General features: G+C 43.7%; 24 protein-coding genes and 2 pseudogenes. 5 read left to right on the plus strand and 21 right to left on the minus strand.

Translation table 11 applies throughout. The features are described from left to right. Nucleotides 1-40 precede the first annotated feature (40 nt). From J7W08_RS08190 to J7W08_RS08200, 3 genes are read left to right on the plus strand one after another with little or no spacing between them, the layout of a single operon-like run. Nucleotides 41-550, plus strand: coding sequence for an ArsR family transcriptional regulator (locus tag J7W08_RS08190; RefSeq protein ID WP_233085746.1), 510 nt, complete (start codon nucleotides 41-43; stop codon nucleotides 548-550). Continuing rightward, a complete protein-coding gene (locus tag J7W08_RS08195) occupies nucleotides 547-1,335 on the plus strand; it encodes a DUF7839 domain-containing protein (protein WP_048195435.1) in 789 nt (262 codons plus the stop codon). Before J7W08_RS08190 ends, J7W08_RS08195 begins: the two co-directional genes overlap by 4 nt. A 38-nt stretch (nucleotides 1,336-1,373) precedes the next feature. Continuing rightward, nucleotides 1,374-1,904, plus strand: coding sequence for a metallophosphoesterase (locus J7W08_RS08200; RefSeq protein ID WP_233084030.1), 531 nt, complete (start codon nucleotides 1,374-1,376; stop codon nucleotides 1,902-1,904). 41 nt (nucleotides 1,905-1,945) lie between these two features. Here J7W08_RS08200 and J7W08_RS08205 read toward each other — a convergent pair whose 3' ends face one another. From J7W08_RS08205 to J7W08_RS08270, 14 genes and pseudogenes are all read right to left on the minus strand, one after another. Then, nucleotides 1,946-2,182, minus strand: coding sequence for a hypothetical protein (locus J7W08_RS08205; protein WP_233084031.1), 237 nt, complete (start codon nucleotides 2,180-2,182; stop codon nucleotides 1,946-1,948). 104 nt (nucleotides 2,183-2,286) lie between these two features. Continuing rightward, nucleotides 2,287-2,853 carry an RPA family protein gene (locus J7W08_RS08210; protein WP_233084032.1) on the minus strand — a complete coding sequence of 189 codons (567 nt, stop codon included), beginning with the start codon at nucleotides 2,851-2,853 and terminating at the stop codon, nucleotides 2,287-2,289. Beyond that, on the minus strand, nucleotides 2,854-4,116 hold the full coding sequence (locus J7W08_RS08215; RefSeq protein ID WP_233084033.1) for a replication protein A: 1,263 nt from the start codon (nucleotides 4,114-4,116) through the stop codon (nucleotides 2,854-2,856). 106 nt (nucleotides 4,117-4,222) lie between these two features. Next, complete coding sequence (locus J7W08_RS08220; protein ID WP_233084034.1) at nucleotides 4,223-6,061, minus strand: cation:proton antiporter domain-containing protein; 1,839 nt, start codon at nucleotides 6,059-6,061, stop codon at nucleotides 4,223-4,225. Nucleotides 6,062-6,255: 194 nt separating this feature from the next. Then, nucleotides 6,256-7,659, minus strand: a pseudogene (gene mtbB / locus J7W08_RS08225) ([dimethylamine--corrinoid protein] Co-methyltransferase). Between the two features lie 25 nt (nucleotides 7,660-7,684). Further along, the gene (gene mtbC, locus J7W08_RS08230) at nucleotides 7,685-8,353 is read right to left on the minus strand and encodes a dimethylamine corrinoid protein MtbC (RefSeq protein ID WP_233085747.1); all 669 of its coding nucleotides are present in this window, start codon (nucleotides 8,351-8,353) and stop codon (nucleotides 7,685-7,687) included. A 123-nt stretch (nucleotides 8,354-8,476) separates the two neighbouring features. Then, entirely contained in the window at nucleotides 8,477-8,635 is a 159-nt protein-coding gene (locus tag J7W08_RS08235) for a hypothetical protein (protein ID WP_160174980.1), read from the minus strand. Nucleotides 8,636-8,647: 12 nt separating this feature from the next. Beyond that, entirely contained in the window at nucleotides 8,648-8,944 is a 297-nt protein-coding gene (locus tag J7W08_RS08240; RefSeq protein WP_233084035.1) for a hypothetical protein, read from the minus strand. A 1-nt stretch (nucleotide 8,945) separates the two neighbouring features. Then, nucleotides 8,946-9,992, minus strand: coding sequence for a DMT family transporter (locus J7W08_RS08245; protein WP_233084036.1), 1,047 nt, complete (start codon nucleotides 9,990-9,992; stop codon nucleotides 8,946-8,948). Between the two features lie 130 nt (nucleotides 9,993-10,122). After that, nucleotides 10,123-10,773: a cobalamin B12-binding domain-containing protein gene (locus J7W08_RS08250; protein WP_233084037.1), complete on the minus strand. Its 651-nt coding sequence runs from the start codon at nucleotides 10,771-10,773 to the stop codon at nucleotides 10,123-10,125. A gap of 43 nt (nucleotides 10,774-10,816) precedes the next feature. Continuing rightward, nucleotides 10,817-12,403 (minus strand): annotated as a pseudogene (mttB, locus tag J7W08_RS08255) ([trimethylamine--corrinoid protein] Co-methyltransferase). After that, a complete protein-coding gene (locus tag J7W08_RS08260; RefSeq protein ID WP_233084038.1) occupies nucleotides 12,352-12,651 on the minus strand; it encodes a hypothetical protein in 300 nt (99 codons plus the stop codon). Before J7W08_RS08260 ends, mttB begins: the two are co-directional and overlap by 52 nt. 474 nt (nucleotides 12,652-13,125) lie before the next feature. After that, on the minus strand, nucleotides 13,126-14,748 hold the full coding sequence (locus J7W08_RS08265) for a methylamine methyltransferase corrinoid protein reductive activase (protein ID WP_233084039.1): 1,623 nt from the start codon (nucleotides 14,746-14,748) through the stop codon (nucleotides 13,126-13,128). A 221-nt stretch (nucleotides 14,749-14,969) separates the two neighbouring features. Then, on the minus strand, nucleotides 14,970-15,575 hold the full coding sequence (locus tag J7W08_RS08270; protein WP_233084040.1) for a hypothetical protein: 606 nt from the start codon (nucleotides 15,573-15,575) through the stop codon (nucleotides 14,970-14,972). Between the two features lie 336 nt (nucleotides 15,576-15,911). Between J7W08_RS08270 and J7W08_RS08275 the strand changes: the two genes are divergently transcribed. After that, entirely contained in the window at nucleotides 15,912-16,226 is a 315-nt protein-coding gene (locus J7W08_RS08275; protein ID WP_233084041.1) for a DUF6951 family protein, read from the plus strand. Between the two features lie 55 nt (nucleotides 16,227-16,281). Here J7W08_RS08275 and J7W08_RS08280 read toward each other — a convergent pair whose 3' ends face one another. Together J7W08_RS08280 and J7W08_RS08285 are read right to left on the minus strand one after the other, a co-directional pair. Continuing rightward, entirely contained in the window at nucleotides 16,282-17,145 is an 864-nt protein-coding gene (locus tag J7W08_RS08280) for an RPA family protein (RefSeq protein WP_233084042.1), read from the minus strand. Between the two features lie 5 nt (nucleotides 17,146-17,150). Next, complete coding sequence (locus J7W08_RS08285; protein ID WP_233084043.1) at nucleotides 17,151-18,452, minus strand: Single-stranded DNA binding protein; 1,302 nt, start codon at nucleotides 18,450-18,452, stop codon at nucleotides 17,151-17,153. 221 nt (nucleotides 18,453-18,673) lie between these two features. Between J7W08_RS08285 and J7W08_RS08290 the strand changes: the two genes are divergently transcribed. After that, the gene (locus J7W08_RS08290; protein ID WP_048195467.1) at nucleotides 18,674-18,895 is read left to right on the plus strand and encodes a histone family protein; all 222 of its coding nucleotides are present in this window, start codon (nucleotides 18,674-18,676) and stop codon (nucleotides 18,893-18,895) included. A 16-nt stretch (nucleotides 18,896-18,911) separates the two neighbouring features. Here the strand turns inward: J7W08_RS08290 and J7W08_RS08295 are convergent, their stop codons facing one another. The 5 genes from J7W08_RS08295 to rnfA all read right to left on the minus strand — a co-directional run bounded on the left by J7W08_RS08295 (nucleotide 18,912) and on the right by rnfA (nucleotide 22,280). Further along, nucleotides 18,912-19,418: a COG2426 family protein gene (locus J7W08_RS08295; RefSeq protein WP_233084044.1), complete on the minus strand. Its 507-nt coding sequence runs from the start codon at nucleotides 19,416-19,418 to the stop codon at nucleotides 18,912-18,914. Between the two features lie 7 nt (nucleotides 19,419-19,425). Then, nucleotides 19,426-20,397: a replication factor C small subunit gene (locus J7W08_RS08300; protein ID WP_233084045.1), complete on the minus strand. Its 972-nt coding sequence runs from the start codon at nucleotides 20,395-20,397 to the stop codon at nucleotides 19,426-19,428. A 149-nt stretch (nucleotides 20,398-20,546) separates the two neighbouring features. Continuing rightward, on the minus strand, nucleotides 20,547-20,879 hold the full coding sequence (locus J7W08_RS08305; protein WP_233084046.1) for a DUF4870 domain-containing protein: 333 nt from the start codon (nucleotides 20,877-20,879) through the stop codon (nucleotides 20,547-20,549). A gap of 16 nt (nucleotides 20,880-20,895) precedes the next feature. Further along, complete coding sequence (gene rnfB / locus J7W08_RS08310) at nucleotides 20,896-21,693, minus strand: Rnf electron transport complex subunit RnfB (protein WP_048195472.1); 798 nt, start codon at nucleotides 21,691-21,693, stop codon at nucleotides 20,896-20,898. Continuing rightward, nucleotides 21,690-22,280 (minus strand): Rnf electron transport complex subunit RnfA, encoded by a 591-nt coding sequence (gene rnfA, locus J7W08_RS08315; RefSeq protein ID WP_048195474.1) that lies wholly within the window; start codon nucleotides 22,278-22,280, stop codon nucleotides 21,690-21,692. Before rnfA ends, rnfB begins: the two co-directional genes overlap by 4 nt.

Genomic DNA, 22,280 nt, shown 5'->3' on the forward strand with positions numbered 1-22,280 from the left:
GTATTATCCCCCCTAAGTACCCTAATAAGAGGTATTAATGATGCCCAAAAGGACTCGAATTATAAATGATCCCTCAGAACTAGTTCCCCTTCTCCAAACCTTTCAGTCAGGACAACATAAACAGGTCTTCAACCTTCTTTTGGTTGAATGGATGACAAAAGGAGACCTGGAAGATAAAATGGGTTGTGATGTTTCTGAAAGTATCACAATATTGAAAGAATGTGGCTTGGTCGAAAGCCAGTGGCATATGCCAGAACCAGGTAAAAAACCTGAAAAGGAGTACCATTCATCCTATTCCAAAGTGCAGACAAATTTCCAGTGTTCTTTTGAAGATCTAAGTGAAATTATTATGCTAACATTCCACCCTTATGAAGAAATAAAAGACGTAATAGAGGAACTGGAAGAACTTGTGGAAAAGGGCAATCACTCAATGAGCAGCTTGACACGTGCAATGAACAAGAGTCCAATATATGTTCGTTCTCTGGCAAGAAGGTCACCCAAACTCACTGTAATGGGACAAAGACTCAAGATCAATGAGGAAACTGAATGATAGATATTCTCCAAAGCAAAAGCGGCATTACTAAATTTCAAATCCTGACAGAAGTTGCTGCCCATCAGCCTAACGTTCGTCAAAAAGAAATTGCTGAAAAGATCGGTGTGACACCACAAGCAGTATCCGAATACATCAAGGAACTTACAGCGGAAGGTTTCATTTATTCAGATGGAAGGGTGAGATATCGGATCACGAAAAAGGGCGTGGAATGGGTACTGGAAAATGCTGCTGATATGAAACGCTATGCTAATTTTGTCATGAGTGATATCATCAGCCATGTTTCTACGTGGACGGCTATCGCAGATGAAGATATTGAAAAGGGAGAAAATGTATATCTTCAGATGAGAAACGGATTGCTTTATGTGAGCAAAAGTATTGAGACCGGTGCAACGGGAATGACCATATCTGCTGCTGAGAAAGGCGATGATGTCGGCGTTACCAACCTTTTAGGCATGATCGATCTTGAAAATGCCAGTATTACTGTCTGCAAGGTACCACGTAGCGAACGTGGTGGATCACGCAATGTCGACCTGGAGAGGTTACAAAAACTTGCCAGTTCAAAATCCTATATAGCAGCCATAGGTGTCGAATCCCTCGTTGCGTTGAAGAAGATCGACATTACCCCGGATGTCATGTACGGAGCAAAAGAATCCGTTGTAGAAGCAGCTTTCCATGGATTATCATCCCTTGTGCTTGCCATTGATGAAGAAGTGCCCCAGATCATGAGCAGATTGGAAATGGAAAATCTGGATTACGAACTAGTTGACCTTAACCTGCAATGAAATAGCAACAGCAGGTTATGGATAGATAAGGAATCGATATGAAGATAATTGCTCTTTCTGATACTCACCTTACAAGAGGGACCATCCCTCCTGCATTCAAACACCTTCTTGATGACTGTGACATAATAGCCCATGCAGGCGATTTTACAACCATGGAATGTTATCAGGCCTTTGCCGACACTGGCAAGCTCAAAGCGGTCCATGGGAATTCCGATGATAGTGAACTAAAAGAACTATTGCCTGAAAGATTGATCTTTAATGCTGATGGTGTTAAAATAGGTCTTGTACATGAAGGAGCCCTGTCAATTATGGATACCACCGCATTACGCTATCTTGCACTTGAGATGGGAGTGGATGTTTTGATATTTGGCCATATCCACAGACCACTGGTGGAAACTAGCGATGTGATACTTATCTGCCCAGGATCTCCTACAAGCCCCCGTATGTCAGACCCTTCCATAGTGAAGATAAATATTGATAATGGAAAAGTCTCTGCAGATATAGTAGAAATCGAGGGACATGCATGCGGTTTTATTGATTTTTCCCGTAAGCTCGAAGGCACAAACTAAAAAGAAGAAGAAGAAGAAGAAGAAGAAGACAAATCTTATTTTTATTCATTCGCCCCGTTGATAGTCTCGATCTTGAACATTGTGCCGGTATCATGAAGACTTAAGTGAACCTTGTCACCAAACCTCAAGATCTCATCAAGATCAACATTGTTACCCCAATCATAGACATAATCATATGCTCCCTGAATTGGTTTGAAACCCATTGACATCAATCTTCTATTGACATCTGAAGGACTGGTACCATTACTACTGAACCATATCAATAGGTATGTCTTCATGTTATCACCCAATTAATAACAAAGAGAGACCACCTTATTATTTTTGTGGTTAAAAAAAGATAGCTACTGCACGTAATGTGCAGTATTAAATATCAGAACATATATCAAATATCTTCCTTTAATGACTTTAGTGCTTCCTTTACCATTGAAGCATATTGAGTATTGTCAGCACCATAGTGCTCTTTTGCCTTGATGACATTTGGATCCATGCTGTCAAGGTCTTTAATGCGTTCAAGTGTTCTTTTTGCAGTGTCTGCAACCCATAGATCACGTGTAGTACCATCCACCAGAGAAATTGATTCAGGTCTGACAGATGTTAGTACAGTACCTTCTGCTGTTGTGTAGGTACTTGGTTTCCCTACAATGGCTACAAAGGCAGGTGTTTCACATTCCGCAAGGAACTGGGCTGCTTCGGGTTGATACTGTCCGGCATATATCATGAAGGAACCTGTAGGATCAGACACCCGCCCTCTCCAATATTCAGAATCTGTGCCAATATCTTCCTTTTCAATAAGTGTTCCCACAATAAAGAGACGATTTACTTTTGCACCGGTAGGCGTTAACAGGTACTGTGGAGAATATTGATCATCCCCGTCCTTGAAGGTTAAATTGGATTCCCTGAACTCCTGTGCAAAAATACGGCGTGAAACTTCTCTTACATATCCGGCCATTTACAACACCTCCGCCTCTGAAATAAGTTCATCAATTGTTTCCGGACTCAATTCTGCCTGCTCTTCGATAGAATCTACAAGGATATTGCGATCCATCTTGGAACCAGTGACAGTAAAATATTTTCCAAGAAGCTTAAGCTTCATCTGGTCAAGAACAACACCCTGATCAAGAGCATCTGCTGCCATGGAAATTGCATCGTCAAGAGTCATATTGGAGACCTGCTGTGCAAGTTCTCTCCTAAGGAGAGATTCCTGGGCAATGTTCCCGTCATCAAGAACTGCTTTGATGCGCAGGTCATAAACACCATCCACCTTCCCATGTTCCATGCATGCCCCCTTGGTCAGCGCCCTGTTACATTCAGGACAGCGTTTTATCAGACCTGATCCGGACTGAATATCCACCATCACTCCACTAAAGGTAACAGAAGATGTGCCGATATCCACGTCCTCATCAAGCTCCTCTATTGTACTGTTCTTATTAAGAGTAACTTCAAATCGGTCATTCCATTCCTGAGCGACCACATTGTTGAACAGATAGCTTTTCTCTTCTTCGATATCCGGAAGACCGGCACTTGTCCACTTTATGAATTTGATAGTACCCGTTCCATCCCCTATCAGGCCGACCTGAGATATGGATTCATGAGTATTGTCCCAGAGCTGTGATACCCTTACTTTAAGGGAAATCCACTTACCATCCTCAGTAATGTCAGCAACACTTACCATAGGTGCAGGCTGACCATCTGTCGGAGAAGACAGTGCAGTGGATACTACATCGATATCCTCAGAGACCTCTTCGATAACAGTGTTCTTGTTAAGTGTTATCTCGAACCTTCCGTTCCACTCATTGATGACAACATTGTTGAACTGGTAGCTTTTACCTTCCTGAACATCAGGGATATCATCGCGTGCCCACTTAATGAATTTGGTCGTTCCGGTATCATCGCCTAAAAGACCTACCTGAGACACGGATTCATGAGTGCTGTCCCAGAGTTGCACGACCTTTCCCCTGATATTTACCCATTTACCACCCTCGTTGACCTCATTGATCTTTACAAGAGGAGTTGACCCCTGCCCTGTGAAAAAATCATTCCTGTCAATATTGTATTCTTTCAGGAAATATGCTATAACACTCCTGCGGGCTTCATCCAAAGGAACCTTGAACTTTGTGACAAGTTTGTCAAGCCTTTCGGTAATGTTCTCAATGGGTATATCTACACCAAGTTCCAAAAATCTGTTCTTGATATTCTCTGCTGTCTTATCCATATTAATTCCTCAAGCCTCTTGTTTGTATCTGATTTGAGAGGCAAATCAAGTTATACATCATAACTATATAAAAGTAAAGTTAGCAAGGTGAAAGTATTCACCTTACTTATCTGCCTAAAAGGTCCGCAACGATCTTTGCAGCATCCCCTTCGCCTATGACCGTTACCATATCATCGAACTCAAGCACAAGGTTTCCGTTTGCAATGAACGACTCATCGCCTCTTCTTACCATCAACAACAGGCTATCCTCAGGAAGTGATAGCTCTTTGATGGCCTTGCCGGAAACCTTTGGGTTTGTGACCTTGACCTCAAGGATGTCACCGCCTTCGCCTACCTCGCACATAGAGAACATATGAGGCCTTCCCACCATATTGTCAAGGAAAAGTGCAGTACTCATGGCCGGGCTCATGGCACGGATCTCAAGGTCCCAGAACGCATGAAGGTTCTCCATGTTGTTTACCCTTGCAATTATCTGGTCTTCCTTGAAACCAAACTTGGTCTTGGCTATCTGGCAGACCAGCAAGTTGGTATTATCCTGATCGGTACTTGCAATGAAATACTTTGCATTTTCGATGCCTGCTTTCTTAAGCACATTGACATCTTCGGCATCACCATGAACCACGCGTATTCCGGATTTCATCAAACGCTGGCAGTTCTCTTCAGAGGATTCAATAACAACAACATTTTCACCCCTTTTTTCAAACCTTTCAGAGAGGATCCTTCCGACTTCCCCTCCGCCTACTACAAGAATTTCCATAGGTATCACTCCTAAAAATCTAGCTACAGGTTTTGACAGGAAACCTGTCATGAACACAGTAATAATTACAGTTAAGAATACCAGACCAACAAGTTCCTGACCACCGGTTATATTCAGGCCATTGAGCTTAATTGCAAAATAAGTTGCAATTGATGCAGGAACAACACCACGTGGTCCTACAAATGAGATGAACAACTTTTCTTTTGTCCTGAAAGTTGTCCTTGCAGTGCTGGCGAACACGGAAAGCGGTCTGACAAAGAATATCAGCAGCAATACAACAATGATACCGACAGCTCCGATCCTGAATATATCCTCGAACTTTAGCATTGCCGCCAGTAGAATGAAGATCAATGATAGCATCATGACCACAAGGTCTGATTTGAATTCCTTCAGCGCGGCTTTGTAAGGAACATTAGAAGTTCCTACAATAATACCGAAAAGCGCTACTGCAAGAATTCCTGATTCTGCACCCAAGGACTCAGATATGACAAAAGTTGCTATCACTGAGGTAAATGTCACAAAACGAACCACCTGCTCAGAATGGACTGAGCGTGACAAAAATCGAGTTAGTAAAAAACCACTCGCTAAACCCATAACAAGACCGATCATCGCCCTGTAAAGCAAAAATCCCACAACTTCAAATCCTGAAAGTTCGGAAATAATTACCTCGAACACAAGTGCAGCCAGGATAACACTCACGGCATCATTGAGCACTCCTTCAAGTTCAAGCGCTTTGCTTACCCTGTGATTTACACGCACCTGCCTTACAACAGGAGTGATCACCGTTGGCCCCGTTGCAGTAACCAATGCTCCGAATACGGCAGAGATATCAAGCGGAAGACCAACTATGTAGTAAGTGAAAAATGTTGCACAGATGAATGTGATCATCACACCCACCGTAACAAGACTGAGCACACCCTGCTGGATAGACCTAATAGACTTTACATCAATGTGAAGACCACCATCAAATACGATCACTGCCACAGATAATGAAACGATCGCCGTCAGGCCTTCCCCAAGAAGTGTCGGGTCCAGTATACCAAGAACTTCAGGTCCTATGATGATACCTTCAACCAGGAGGAAGATAAGAACAGGCATCTTGAACAATTTGCTCAGACTTTGGGCCAGCAGACTCATTATCAGAACAGCAAGTGCGATCTGCAACAAATATATTGATTCCACGATCATTCTCCAGAGTGTATGTAATTTAAGGATTACCAAATAACGTCATGAAGATAACGCAATTAAAATATAAATTGTTTTTGAAAAACTGACCCTGATTGAGGTCATATTATAAAATTGACAGACCTTTGAAATGGTCTTAATAGACTTATAAAAAAAGAAAAGTACAGACCGGGTAAACCCGGGTCTGTTTATTGAAATTATGCGATGGTTTCCCTGAACTTGTCACAGCAGTTGATGTTGATACCGAGGAGTTTCTCGATGTTCATCTTAGCTGCAATACCCTTTGCACAGCCAGGAACTGATGTGATTACACCAATGTCGAGCTCTTCTCTGATCTCTCTCATGACGTACTCGTCGGAAAGGTCTGCGTTCTCGACACCGAGTTTCTTTGATACGAAGTCCTTTGCTTCGTTGATCCTCATGTTCTTTGTGAACTGCATCCTTGCAACAAGGTCACCAGCTGCTCTCATTCCAGTCATACCTGATGCCATGATGTGTGCAATTGGCATACCGAGTGGGTCGCCCACACCGATCTATATACCGTCGACGCCTGCGATCTCGACCATTGCCTTGCTTGCCCTGGTTACTGCATCTATTGGTGGTGTCTCAAGCATTGGGATACCGCCGACACCCATACCCATATCTACGTGACATGGTATTGGAGATGCCTCAACAGCTGCCTTCATGAAGGTAACTGAGCGACCAAGGTTCCATGCGGAGGTCTTGCTGGTGTTGGTGTTACATACAGGACCGAAGGTGTTTGCTCCTGCCTTTGCTGCAAGTAAAACCTGCTCGTGTGGCCAGAGACCTGCAAGTACTGTACCATCGTACTCAAGCTCTCCGTGCATACCGAGAACGAGTTCTCCTGCCATACCTGCATTGATGTACATGTTAGGGAATTCTTTCCTGAGTGCTTCAATAGCATTGAAGGATGCATATGCATCACCATCACCAGCTGCACCGATGGTATCGAAGTTGACACCGTCGCAACCGACGTGCTGAAGTCTCTGCATGATCCAGACCATGTCACGGATTCCGTGGTCACCAGCTTTCTGGATGGATTCCTGAGCTTCAGAGATCTTGAATGCTTTCATGAGGTCACCAGGGTTCTCGAATGGACCATCAGGAGTGTAGTACAGACCCATGTTTGGCATTGCACCGTAGAGCATAGGGATGACCATGTTCTGCTGGCAAACTTCCATTGTCTGCTGTTCCTGGGAGATAACTGGCTTGACAGGCTTGTAACTGTAGTCGATGTGACCGAGTTCCATTGTGTCTGCACCGAATGCGCGCTCGTGGATCATGGAACCGACGAGTCTGCTTGCAGGAATACCTACACCGCTGTTACCCTGGTCACCATCGATCCTGATTGCACCGATGTCGTGTGTTACCGGAACTTCCATTCCTGGCTCTACACCGACGATCCTGTCAGGTGATGTGATGATATCGAGCATTTTCTCCATTTCATCTTCTGAGAGGGATGCAATGCTACCAAGGTCTGCTGCGTCAGCACAACCTGCTTCGATGTCAGCTCTGATATCTTCCTTTGTCATGAAGATCTTTGCGCCGTCACCCATTCTTAAGAAATATTCTGTTGCCATGTTTACACCTTAGTATTAGGGGAACTTATAAGAGGAGTTCTTTTGCTTTTACTACAGCTTCACTTGCGTTTTCTGCATAGCAGTCTGCGCCGATCTTCTTTGCCCATGCGTCTGTTGCTGGAGCGCCGCCGACCATTACCTTGATACCATCTCTCATGCCGTTCTCCTTGAGAAGCTCAATGACTTCTTTCTGGCCCTGGAGGGTGGTTGTCATAAGTGCGGAGAGACCGACCATGTCAGCGTTGGTTTCCTTGATCTTGTCGATGAAGTTCTGGAGTGGAACATCCCTGCCAATATCGTGGACTTCAAAGCCTGCTGCCTGGAGCATGGTTGATACGATTGCCTTACCGATGTCGTGAACGTCACCCTCGACGGTACCGTTTACAATTACACCGAGCTTGTTGCCTGCGCCTTCACCGGATGCAAGTTCGTCCTGGAGTAACTCTACACCAGCGGACATTGCGTCAGCTGCCATCATAACGTGTGGAAGGAAGAGTTTTCCTCTCTCGAAGAGTACACCGACTTCGTTCATACCTGCTGCGAGACCGTTGTCGATAAGTTCTACTGCTGGAGCCTGGCCCTTTGCCTTCTCTACTGCAGCGATTACACCATCTTTCTTGCAACTTACTACCGCATCGGATAGTTCTTTGAATAATTCTTCTGTTGTCGTTTTAAAACCTCCTTTGAAAACAATTCTATGACGATCCCAGAGGGATCTTATAGAAAATGTAAATGTAGTTGGCGGATATGCCCGGGAATACTACCCGGTGCTTACCCAAAAGCCCAACTACATATATATATTTTGTGTTTCGCGTCCTTAGAATTGGGACACAAATGTCCTTGCCTGCCACAATGCGATCAAACCGATCACAATGACTGCAATCATCCAGGTGTATTCTGCTGCTGGCATAGGGGCGGTGGTCATATCAAAACCAGGGCCATAGTAAGCAACTGTTAAATCGTTCATTACTCCCATAATCAAACCTCCTTATACATACTCCAGACATGCATCTGATGAACGAACCTTTCCGAAGTCAGTGATCACATACTTGTGCAAGAGGAAGCCTTTCTTGTATACGCCATCCTCATCCACTTTTGACTCCACAGATTTAAGCATACCACCTGAAGCGAGCTCGAGGATATCGAAGTTGATCGAATCCCTGCCGAAATTGCTGTTCATGTTGTATTCTTTCTGGATCTGTGTTACGATCTCATTGTTCCAGTGCTCCTTCTCATCAGTGAAAAGCTCAAGCAACCTAAATTTTATTGGGCGTAATCCTGCCATTTTACTCACCTCTCAGAGATTCTGCATCACCTGTTTCTTCGGAAATCATTACAAAGCTACCGAGGACACAAAGTGCACCACCGACAAGTACAGTCCATGCTGGCACCTGTGCCATGAACAGGTACATGAAAATTACAGCACAAAGACCGTAAAGGTTTCCGATACCCTGACCTCTTCCGACACCAATGAGTGGGAATGACTTATACCAGGAAACGTAGCAGTAACCGAATGTGATACCTGCGAATCCAAGTACAATGAGTGACAGTGGGTTGAATGCAGCAAGTGCATACTCAAACATTGGATAACCAATGAGTGCGAAAATTGGTATGAGAATTATCCAGTAGATAGAAGCCTCTCCGAGGAACCTGATAGTGATACCAACATCAGGCTCTGCGATGTCAAGACCTTTACCAGCAATTGCACCTTCAATACCCCATCCGAGTGCTGCCATAAGACCACCAATGTATCCAATGTAATTGATACTACCGGATGTGATCTCAGTGATTGCTCCACCGACGAAGATAGTAAGACCACCAACAATGATGACAAGGATACCCATCCAGGCCCTCTTGGAGATATTTTCACCATACCATTGCCTTGCAAGGACGGAACCGATCACAGGATACAACAAAGCTGCGACTGCTGCGAATCCTGCTCCAATAAATCCAATTGCGATGAATGAACCAAGGATAGCAATAGGTCCACCAAAGATAGATGCAAGGAAGAACCATTTACTGCATGGGTGGAACTCTTTAAGTGTTCTCTTCATCTCACCAAACTTACCAAGCACACCGTTCCATACCAACAATGCGGCTATAACAGTTAATGCATTAAATCCGGATATCAAAAGAGCTACAGCAATGGTTGCCATTGAACCACCGTGTGTTGCATCAATAGCTACCCACATTGAATCAAATGGAGGTACTGCCCAGATAATAGTACCTGGAATATACCATATACCCCATAAGATTGCACAGAATAGGGCCCACATATAACCCTTGTTCATTTTCCTTTTATTTTCTAACTTCTTCAATTCTCTTATATCCAAAAGGACTCCTCCTCCAACTCTTTTTATAATGATAATAATTGATACAAGTTATAATATATACAGATAAATCAGCTTAAAGAATTACAGTGAAGAGTTCTTACGAACACTCCACTGCTCTTCCAAAGCAGATTTACTCAGCTGCTGCGTTACATTTAACGACTGCGTCTGTTGCGTTCTCTGCGTAGATGTCTGAGCCGATCTTGTCTGCCCAGTCCTGTGTGACAGGTGCGCCACCGACCATGGTCTTGACTGTGTCACGGATTCCAGCTTCCTTGAGCTGCTCTTCGATCTGCATCTGAAGGACCATTGTTGTGGTCATGAGTGCGGAAGAACCGATTACAAGTGGCTTGTGTTCCTTGACTGCATCGACGTATGTAGCGATTGCAACATCTCTACCAAGGTCAACTACCTTGAATCCAGCGATCTTGAGCATTGTTGCGACAATGTCCTTACCGATGGAGTGGATGTCACCCTCGATTGTACCGATGACGATTGTTCCCTTAGATGCTGCTGCGCCACCCTGTGCCTCAAGGACAGGTGTGAGGACTGCTACACCAGCGCTCATTGCTTCAGATGCTGCAATGACGTGTGGAAGGAAAAGAGTACCCTGTTCGAACTGGTCTCCTACTTCGTTCATACCTGCGGTAAGACCATCCTCAATAAGGGATACTACATCGACACCTGCGTCGATTGCTTCTTCACATATCTCTTCAACAAGCTCGTCATCGAATTCCATGACTGCAGCTTTTGCTTTTGCGTTAATTTCATCCTGTGATACCATTTTTAAAACTCCTTTATTTATTTAGATAATTTATAGAGCCAATTTACATGCTAGCTCTGAAAGCCTCATCTGCCTTGTCAACTACAGCCTGCATGTCCTTTAAGAGGTCAGCGTCGATTGCCTTGACAGTGTGGTTCTTCATGATGTCGACATACTTCTCGTGTGCGACGGTTGCGATGTCCTTGGATCCTGCTGCTTCCCAGTCACCGAACATGTCTCTGTCGAAGAGTTCTGGGTCAGATACGATGCCGATGTTGTTCCTGGTTTCCTTGTGTGCAAGGAAGTTGTTACCGATTCCTACCTTCTGGATAGATGGTACAGCAAGTGTTGCGTCTGATACTGGGACACCACGCATTGCGGACTTTGTCATCCTGATGATGTCGTTGTCGATGATCAACTGCTCCATGGAGAGTGTCATACCGAGCTCGAGCATACCTGCACCGTAGATGGTGTTACATCCTGCGAATGCTGGAAGGAGGGTGGTCATTGTCTTTTCGTGGCCTGCCTGCTGATCTGGGACCTTAGCATCTGCCTAGGTACCTGCAACCCATGTTGGGAGGCCATAGAACTGACCCATCTTACCTACTGCTGCGCTGATAAGACCGAGTTCTGGTGCACCGACTGGAGCTGTTCCTCTCTTAAGGTCGAAGGTTGTGGTTGAGCTACCGTAGTATACTGCTGCGCCTGGCTGGACGAGCTCTGCGAGTACGATACCTGCAAGGATCTCTGCGTTGTGTGTAACGAGTGTACCTGCTCTGAATACTGGGGATGATCCACCAGACATAGCCATACTGAGTACGTTTACTGGCATACCGAAGCGTGCACCTTTGATGATGACCTGGCATGCATTGACACTGAGCTCGAGTGGGCTGGTTGGGCAGAGAAGCATAGAGAAGATAGGTTTCTTGCGTGCTTCCTCGGAGTCGCCACCGTAGTATGCGTCGACGATTCCCTTGTAGTACTCTACGTTCTCACCGACAGGGTCGATGTGGTGGTAGTGTTTTGAGGTGTTAGCGATAGGTGTGAGTGTCTCGTGGACATCCTGTGCTCCCTTACCTGCCCAGTCCCTTGCGGAAACGGAGAGTGTGAAGTAGCTGATATCATCGAGGTAGTCAACGACCTTTGCGGAATCTGCAATGTCCTGCTCAACGGAGTCAACTGTCTCGTACTTGCCTGGTGAGACGTAGTTGCACATCTTGACACCGGTACCGAAGTTAACCCAGTGGACCTTACCCTTGTGCTCCATTGCAAGGTTGTTCTTCTTGTCGCGACCGTAAAGCATGAACCTTGATGGTGCGTCCATAAGTGCCCTGTTTACAAGGAACTCTGGGATCTTTACTACCTGGGTCTTCTCGTCGACTTCACAGCCAGCTTCCTTGAAGATTGCCCTTGCTTCTGGGTCAGATACCTGGACACCAGGGTTAAGGAATACTTCCATTGAAGCGTAGTGGATTGCTCTCATATCATCATCAGAGAACAACTCTAACTGTACACCCTGAAGTGGGGATCTAGCTGGATAAAATGTTTCTGCAATTACCATTTTCTTTACAACTCCTTTATTTGTCTTTTTTAGTAAGGTCAGGTCACACCCAGATCGAATGATACTGACCATAATACTGACAGTTCGCATCCAAAAGCGATGAATGCAGTCATGCCAACATTAAATGTTTCGAAATGAAAACCTGCAAAATGTTTCATGCATGCAGTGCATAAATGCCAATCCCGAAGGAACACATACAGATCCATCATACAGCATTTCAGATGGTGCATTACAACATCCAATGGAAGCCCAATGTCGCACCCCAGGCAAATACCTACAGGAGATACATGCCAAAGGATGTCTGTTTGAGTTGTTCCACCATCCGTTGTCAGACACACTTTCGATTTAACTGATACTACCCTGTTTTCAACACGAATATATATATTTGCTGGTTAAGTTATCGAAAAATATATGATATAAAATGTCCTTATGCGGACAGATTTTAGGGTTTTGGACCTGATCTTTTTTTTACAATAATAACAAATCAAGAAGATTTGCTCATCAAATATATACCATACAAATAGCCCGATTGAACCAAAAAACAACATCAGTCGAACCATATAGAGAATATATGAGGAATATAGGCAAAATAACACAAGAAAAGTTGCTCCTATATATCGAATATACACATGTGCCAATTGACAGTTATGATTTATTTATAAATAAAGATTGAATGAAACATCTTACTCTCAAAAGACATATAATAAGCAAAAAAGAAACACATATTTGCAAAAGGCTTAAATAGCAAAAAGAAACGTCGCCCTGACTCAGGGCGACAGACAACAATACCATAACATGTGGCAAAATGCCGATCATTCCTTAATAGAAATGGTCTTATAATGGATCGCAGACACCGGACAGATCGAAACACACCGCCTACAGCTGGTACCAAGACACCTTTCACTGTTATAGTTTGCAAACAGCTCCCCATCACGTTCGATCATGGTGATAGCATCTTCAGGGCATTCTTCCTCACACTTATGGCAGAGGATACATTCCGGAGCTTCCTCTTCAATGATGATTCCAAGATCACTGACGATCTTCAACCCTTCCTTTCCAACCTCGTCAATGTCCTTTGCAACCCTCTTCTCGATACCAGGATTCTCGAATGTCTCTGGAAGGGGTGGAAGCTTGTACATACCGAGCATCTGATTGTACATATCTATAGGCATACCCTGGGTCCAGTAGGAAAGCTCACAAACATAGATGTTGGAGAATGTGTCGCTTGTAGCCATCATCAGGTGATCTGCCTTGATCTTCTTTGCGACCTCAATAACCTCATCCAGTTTGGACTCATCCATTACAAGATCTCTTGCAAGAGCAACTGAAGTATTACCAAATTGTACAATATTGTGTGCGAAGTTCGGACATGAGCCCAGCTTTCTTGCCTTGTCTGCATTCACATACGCACCTGTAGCACCAGCCATGTACATATTCTCAAGGTCCTTGTACTCAACACCGGATGCCAACAGAAGAGTAAGCTGTGCAGCCCTGATAGCACCAATTGCTTTTCCTGCTTCCTCAATATCCTTCTCAGTAATTTCAATCCTATCCCCAAGTACAAGTTTACCATTTGGAATCTCGGGGATCTTTGTAATGATGCCAGTCTCAATAGCCAGAGAAAGTGCAGCGATAGCACCTGTACCAGTCACACCTTTTGCAACAATTTCTGAAGGCTCCTTGATCACACCGGTAACCGGATCTATCAAATGACCTTTGCGTTCGGTCATAAGCCCATCGAGGATCGTGACCCTCCAATAGTCACCTTCTAAATTCACATCAGAGATAGCCCCGGGGCTTGCCAGCATACCACAGCTCATACCCTGACCTTCTATTGCCGGTCCTGCTGCAGCACTTCCGGTTATGATCTTGTCACCTACTTTAATGGCCATTTCTGCATTTGTACCATAATCAGTTACCATCGAAGGGACTTTCATATCCATGAAGTCTGTCTTGATCATCATAGCCAGTGCATCTGCACCGATCTCGTGTTTGATAGCAGGAGGAACGATCAATGTACAATTGGGAAGGTCCACGATACCCTCGAACAATTCGCTTGCAGGAAATACCCTTGCATCACGAGAAACATTCTCAACACCAAGTTTCTTTTGTTTGTTCTCACCAGCATAGGCAAGGTCCCTGATCTCTATATTCTGGAATAAGGATAACTGTATAGGATTACCACACACAGCGAGCCTCTTGATAAGAGTAGTATCAACATCCAGTTCTTCAAATATCCTGCTAACAGTGTCCAGTATGATCTCGTGTGCAAGATCAGCACCCACCTGAATAGCAAAGTCCAGATGATCCATTACATTCCCACCAGGAAGCGGGTGCCTCATGGTAATAGCAGTCTTTAAGACTTCCTTAGCTTCCAGATCGATCAATTGAGCACGAAAACCACTTGTTCCCAGATCCAATGCAATACCATACATTTTGATTACCTCTGACTTGTAATATTTAATTTCAGTAATAGATAGACATATGCATTAAAAAAAACAAGTTAATGATATATAAGGGCTTTGTATAAACCATACAAAACCCCTTGGAATGCGTTAACATGCGTTAACATTCGATAGCAAGAGAGAAAGAATATTGCACTAAAGAAAATAAAAAAGTTAAAAGTCAGAAAACTTTTAAAAATACAAAAATTAAATCACTCACAATTACAGTTACAATTGCAACCACACTCAAAGTCAAAACCCAGAAGGAAACTTCCGGTACCATGTTCACTTTCAAGACCCATCCTTTCCTTCAGATACTCATCTGTTGGTGGAGAAGGTGATGCAAGGGTCGCATTACAAATATGAGGCAGTTCCTCGATCTCATCACAGGGCTTTGGAGGTAATACCACAACAAGAGGCTCGGATTTACAGTTCAGAGATGTCAGTACAGATTTATCATATATTACAATGTTACCGATCACAAGGGAATCATTACTTTGTTCAAGTGATTTTATTTTGTCCTCATCAGCAATGTCCTCACCAACAACCTTGTCATCATGCATAAGGATAACATTCGGACCACATGGCCACTTATACTCCATTGTTGTCTGGAAAGGTATAATGACATCACGCTGAAGAACGGCCTTTACGCCTTTATTGTCACCCCTGCCAAGTCCCATCAAGGTCATTTGGTCTGCTTTTTCCTCAAGTTGAGCTATGGTCTTACGGTCCTCCTCATTAAGTACCAGTGTTTTACCAACACCGACCATACATTCTAATCCTTCTCGTACCGTTTTGATAATCTCATCTTTTTCCATGACAATCCCTATACCTGCTTGTAGGTTCAAATTAACATGATCACAGAGGCAATTTGAAGAGATACAATAGCGAATTACCTATTCCACTTTGCTTATATAAGCATATCGAATATACTTCAAAAAAAATCAAAGTAATTGATTAGTAACTATCAAGTGGAAAAAAGAAACAAAGAACAGGCCTTAAATATACTTCAAATTGATCAGGACATGACGGTTTTGCACCTGATTCACAAAACCCTTATATACAAAGTTTACTATAATAGATAGTACAGGATCATCAGAATAACGATAAATATTGCTTCTAATTGACTTTCATTACCCATATAGAGGATCAACATGACAGACATCACAGTGAATTCAAGAATTTGCGGTTTTACACACAAGATACACGGAACCAAGGACGGAAAGAACGTTAAGATAAAGATCGAAACCCAATGTCCAAAGGTCAAGAATATTTCCGAGCTTGAAGTGCCAATGATGCAGCTCTTTGGGATCAAAGAGAATATAGTCACCGCTAAAGCACAAGAAGGAAACTGTTGCGCAACATGCCTGGTACCATGCGGAATCCTTCATGCATGCAATCTTGAACTGGGACTTATCTCTCAAAAACTTGCAAAAGATGTAGGCAACCTTAGTATCGAGTTCGAGTGAACCGGAACAGATAGAAATGATATGATCTGACTGAAATGATCAGATCAAAAATGATTTATGAGATCGGCCTGATGATGCCGATCTTTGGTTCATAACATTGCCCCTTTGCAAGCAAAGACCTGACTGCTGAGTCCACTGCCTTTTCATTTATGTTGCGGGAATTCGCAACTGAAAGAAGATCCATATACTCCACACCTTTTCCTTCATCAAGCTCTTCCAGCAATTCCATTACGACAACATCTAGATCTTTATCGCCATCTGCAGAAGATGCAAGATCAATAGAAATAATACACCTTTTAACTACGGACCTCAGTTCATTCAGATAATCAGCGCCAGTACCATAATTATCAATGGCCAGACAGATGCCCTCTGATAAATTCGAGGGAATTTCCATATTTTCCGTGCAATTGAACGAATCAGGATCATTTTCGCATAAGGACAACATTTTTGAAAAGGCATCGATCCTGTCAAGAGTCAGTTCTGCAGTATCAATTACCCAGCAATTGCGCATAGCTTCATCGGCCAGATGGATCTCTTCAGGCCGCAGGGATATGATCGGGCTTCCGGCGTCCGGCTTATATACACGCACCTTCCCAACTACAGAAACAAATGCAGGAGTTTCTACGGAAGAGAGGAATATAGCTGCCTGTGGTTGATACTGACCGGCATATACTGTAAAGGCACCTGAAGGATCAACCACACGGGCTTTCCATGTGTCCGTGTCAGTGCCTACATTATCAACCTCCGTGATAACACCAACAATGAAAACACGATTTACCATTGTTCCCACCGGAGTGAGAAGGTAATTTGGAGTATGACCCTCTGAATTTATCGCTTCTTCGATAGTAGAATGTATTGTAGAGCTTGAATCGTTCAACTCTTTTGCAAATATCCTGTGTGCAATTTCACGCTCAACCATAAAGATCACTCCACCCCTTCAAGTCGCTCCAGAAGAGCCGATACACGCATATCAAGATCTTCAGACGGAACCCATACTGATTTTGCTACGAATGTTACACCATACTCGACCTTCGAAGTATTCCCACGCACACCGAGATAATGTCCTGTAAGAATATTTTTCATATCATCATAAACAACATTTGCAGACATTTCCTTACCCATAAGAGACTCAGACTCCTGAAGTGTCTTACCATAAACTATCTCGGAAAGTTCCCGGTTCAGCATAACAAGAAGAGAACCCGTCCCATCATCGAGGATTAGCTTGATACGCATATCCTGGATCCCCTCTACCACACCATGTGAGCGACACGTGTTCTTCATAATAACACGATTACATTCAGGACAGCGGGCGATCACGCCGGAACCCGGACGTACGGAAACAATGTTCCCTTGCACTGACACATCGAACATACCCTCATTTTGTAAAACATCGCCTATAGGCAATGGTTTTGGCGGCAGGTTCACTGATGCGAAAGTGAAAGGCAGGTGTTCTTCAGGCCCGACAATATGAACCGAGGTTGATTCATTCAGGTGTATGGAAGGTACACCCCGATACATGCTAACCGATGCATCCTCAAACCGCACAATGGTACCGATGTCCACACCATCAAGAAGAGACCATGAAACAAAAGGCAATCGACTGGTCTCATCAGCCATAACACCTTCTATAATTGTAAGGTCCTTTCCTTTTACATTAACATCCCTGTGATATAGCTCAATGACTGCTGCCACTGAACTTATGAACATGTCCGAATAGCCAACCTCACCCAGTTTTTTAACAGGAGTTACTGAAAGTTCTGAGATATCAGGAAGATATGTTTCCTCAAGAAGTTCTACTTCCGATCGATCCCCTATACTAACTTCTGCCCTATTATGCCAGGCCCTTACGCTGGCATTCCGGACCCTTACAGCATCCCCGGGATTTAGTGAAATAGGCTTCCACGATGTGAAAGAGCACAATCCGGATTCATCAGCAAGTGCACCGGAAAAGATAGTTACACTATTACCGCGTAAATTGACATTCTTTTCATTGATATTAAGAATGCGAACCTCAAGCGCTATTCCTTTGTCACCGATGGCAAGCTCGTGTACCTTTTTTAATATCGGAGAATCGTTTTGGAATTTCTTAAGAATTGATCTTTTTGCTTCATCTATAGGTACACGGTACTTTAACAACAGCTCCAGTTCATCTTCAATAGTTGATCTGCTTATATTTCCTAGCGCCTTTGTTAGCTCTTCAATATGAGGCGCAAATTTCTTGTCCATACTGTCTTCCCTCACGTGTGAGATGTTTACATAATCTAAGCTATACACACATAAATAAGGCATACCTAAATTATTAAAAGGAAAATAAAGGACTAAATTCCAAAAAACATAGTATTATGGCTTTTTCAGATAATAGAAACATATTTATAGATTTTTAACTAAATTAAGGATACAAATCCAGTCAATTAGACATAATATATGTATAAAGAGGTTATAAAAAAATGCCCATATTACCATTGGCTTCTGTAGAACGTTTAATTCGCAGTGCAGACTCAGAAAGGGTCAGTGAATCTGCAGCATCTGCCCTTTTAGATATACTGGAAGATTACGGTGTGAAAATATCAAAAGAAGCTATAATCTATGCAAACCATGCCGGAAGAAAAACTGTAAAAGCTGAAGATATAAAACTGGCATATGACATGCTCACAAAGCCTCGTGATTAATGCCATATTCCTTTTTTTAATTTAACAGGTCGATAGCACCCATTCCTGCAAGGGTCACCAACGTTACTACAATACCTGAGATCATAACACCTGCTGCTATCGCCATCATTGCATGCCTGAACTTAATGCCAAACACAAAAGCAGCTGCACAGCCAGTCCATGCGCCTGTAACTGGCAATGGAACTGCCACGAACAAAGTAAGTGCGAGTGTGCCATACCGTTCCATATTCTGAGAATGTTTTTGACGGGTCCTTGTAAAAAGCCAGTTGAAGAAAGAGTCACCTATCCGAAACTTTCTGAGAAAAGAAGACACAGGATCCAAAAAAAGCAAAAGAGGGATCACAGGTAGCATATTTCCCACAATTGCAAGCAAATAGGCATCTATTGGATCAATTCCATAGACCCCGATAGCAATAGGGATCGCACCACGAAGCTCTGAGACCGGCAATGCACTGAGAACTACTGTAGCCAGCCACGAGGGAACACTTGCGAGTGCATCCAGTAATTGCTCTTCGAAAGGCATTGCCTTATTACTCCTTTGTCAACGCAAAATGTGCCAGCAAAGCATCAAGCTGTATTCTTTCGTTGGCACCTTCAGTAAGCCTGAAATCAACTTCTCCGATCATATCCATAAGATCAACCATACGCTGACCGGACACATCCATATCAAAGATAGCGCGATATATCTGCCCGACGACATCTTCTCCTGAAAGACCTTTTTCCAGCATCAAAACATCAAGTTTTTTGCGTGCCAGTACAAAATTACCGGATAGTGCAGTCTTGAGCAGTTCCATGATCTCTTCCGGATGAGCTGTTGCAGTTATCCTGTATATAGCATCCTTGTGGATCGTTTTATCAAAAAGAGCTGCTGCCTGAAGAGCATTTATTGCTTTTCTCATGTCACCCTGGGCAACATACTTCAATGCATCCATACCATCTTCAGCAATTGAGAGACCTTCCTTTTCTGCAATATGCCTGCACCTTTCAGCTACAGAATCTTCAGTAAGGTGACGGAATCGGTAAACAGCACATCTTGACTGGATAGGTTCGATTATCTTTGAAGAATAATTGCAAGACAGGATAAAACGACAGTTACTGGTATAGCGCTCCATCGTACGACGCAGTGCAGACTGTGCATCGGATGTCAAAGCATCTGCTTCATCAAGGAAAATGATCTTGAAGTCGGCACCACCAATAGGAGAGGTCTTCGCGAAGTTCTTTATCTTCGTCCTTACGACATCGATACCGCGCTCATCTGACGCATTGAGTTCCGTGAAGTTCTCGCGCCAGCCATCCCCGAACAGTTCCCTTGCAATGGACACAGCCGTTGCGGTCTTTCCAACCCCGGGAGGACCTGAGAACAACAAGTGAGGAAGATTTCCGCTCTTTACATATGATATCAGCCTTTCCGTAGTTTCCTTTTGACCTACAATGTCTTCAAGCTTAAAAGGCCTGTATTTCTCGATCCATATCTCTTCTTTTATTTCGAACCCTCCAGTCATAACTGATAATCTATGATATCGATGCAGGAAGAATAAGGTTGATGTTACTTTTTAATCTTTCGTGACGTGACAGGAAAAAGAAAATAGAATATAAGGATCATGCTTCCTGAATACATGACCCTTAACAATGAGAACGGAATGAACCGTACTCACTTATATACATAGTTGTAAGCGATCTTGCCGATAACCGGAACCTTGACCTTTGAACCTCTCCAGGCAATGAACATGAGAGAAAGCCAGACGAAGAGGGAAAAGAATCCTCCAAAATCAGCAAGCAGCCAACCGACGTATGGTATCCATGCGACCAGGAAGACGATTGCTGTCAGGATCATAAAGACCATTGCTGACTGGATCGCGTGGAAACGGACAAACTTATTCTCCTTCTCAATGAAGAGGAAAAGCACACCAGTCATCCAGAATCCCAGATAGCACAGTATACCTACAATGTTCTCGTTAAGTCCGATGGAAGTCTTGTATGTCATATAATCACTCCACTCCTTATCTCATTTCAATACATTTCTGCGGGCATTTCTCAACACAGATGCCGCAGGCTGTACATTTGTCCTGATCGATCTCTGCAAGGAACTTCGTTACTGTAATAGCATCTTCCGGACAGTTCTTTTCGCAGATCTTACAGCCGATACATCCAACTTCACAGACTGCCTTTACAGTCTTACCTTTGTCATGTGAATTACACTCCACGTGGACCTTCTCGGAATCCTTTGCAAACATGAGCACATCGTTAGGGCATGCCTCGATACAAAGCCCACAGCTCTTACAGAGGTTCTTGTTCACAATAGGAAGACGGTCCTCGCCAATCGTAATAGCATCGAATGGGCATGAACGCACACATGTTCCGCGACCCATACATCCGTAATTACAGCCCTTCTCACCGTCAGAGAGCATGATCACAGCAGTACAATCCTGGATACCTACGTAATCGAACCTGTCAACGCATTTGCTACCACCATTACACCTGAGGAATGGGTACTCCTTCTCTGCTTCTGAAACATCCTGACCGAGAATTCCACCGATCTCCCTTGCAGTCTCAAAACCACCCACAGGACAGCCATCAAGAGGAGCATTCTCCTCCACGACACGCTCTGCAAAGTCTGCACATCCTGCAAACCCGCAGGCACCACAATTAGCACCTGGAAGGACCTCTACGACCTCTTCAACAAGAGGATTGGTTTCCACCTTGAACAACCTTGAAGCTGCGATCAGCATGATACCGATCACAAGACCAAGACCACCGAGGGTTGCCATTGCCTGGATAAGTAAAGTAGTGAGGCTCATATTGGGATCACTCCGAAATAGTTAACAAATGCCATTGAGAGCATTGTTGCGATGAAGAAAGCCTGAGGGAGACCGCGAATAGAAGACGGAACACTAACAAGAGTGCTACGCTCCCTGATACCGGACATCATCAACATGACAATAGTGTAACCAAGACCTGCTGCAACTCCGAACACAACACTCTGTATGAAAGAGTATTCGTTCAATACATTGAGCAACACAACACCAAGAACCGCACAGTTGGTTGTGATAAGCGGGAGGTAGATACCAAGTGAACGGTATAGTGAAGGAATGTTCTTCCTTACAACGAACTCCACAAGCTGTACAAGAGCTGCGATCACCACAATGAAACTGATCAAACTAAGGAACTCAAGCTTTAACGGTATCAATACGTAAGAGAATATAAGATACGATACCGTTGCTGCCATTGCCATTACAAAAATAACAGCACCTGACATTCCTGCAGCACTCTTTGTATCCTTAGTAACACCCACGAATGAACACAGGCCAAGGAACTGGATGACGAGGAAGTTCTTTATGAACACACCATCCATGAAAATCTGGAAAAGACTTGCATCAGCTGCCAT

This window comes from Methanococcoides orientis (assembly GCF_021184045.1).
GTDB lineage: Archaea > Halobacteriota > Methanosarcinia > Methanosarcinales > Methanosarcinaceae > Methanococcoides > Methanococcoides orientis.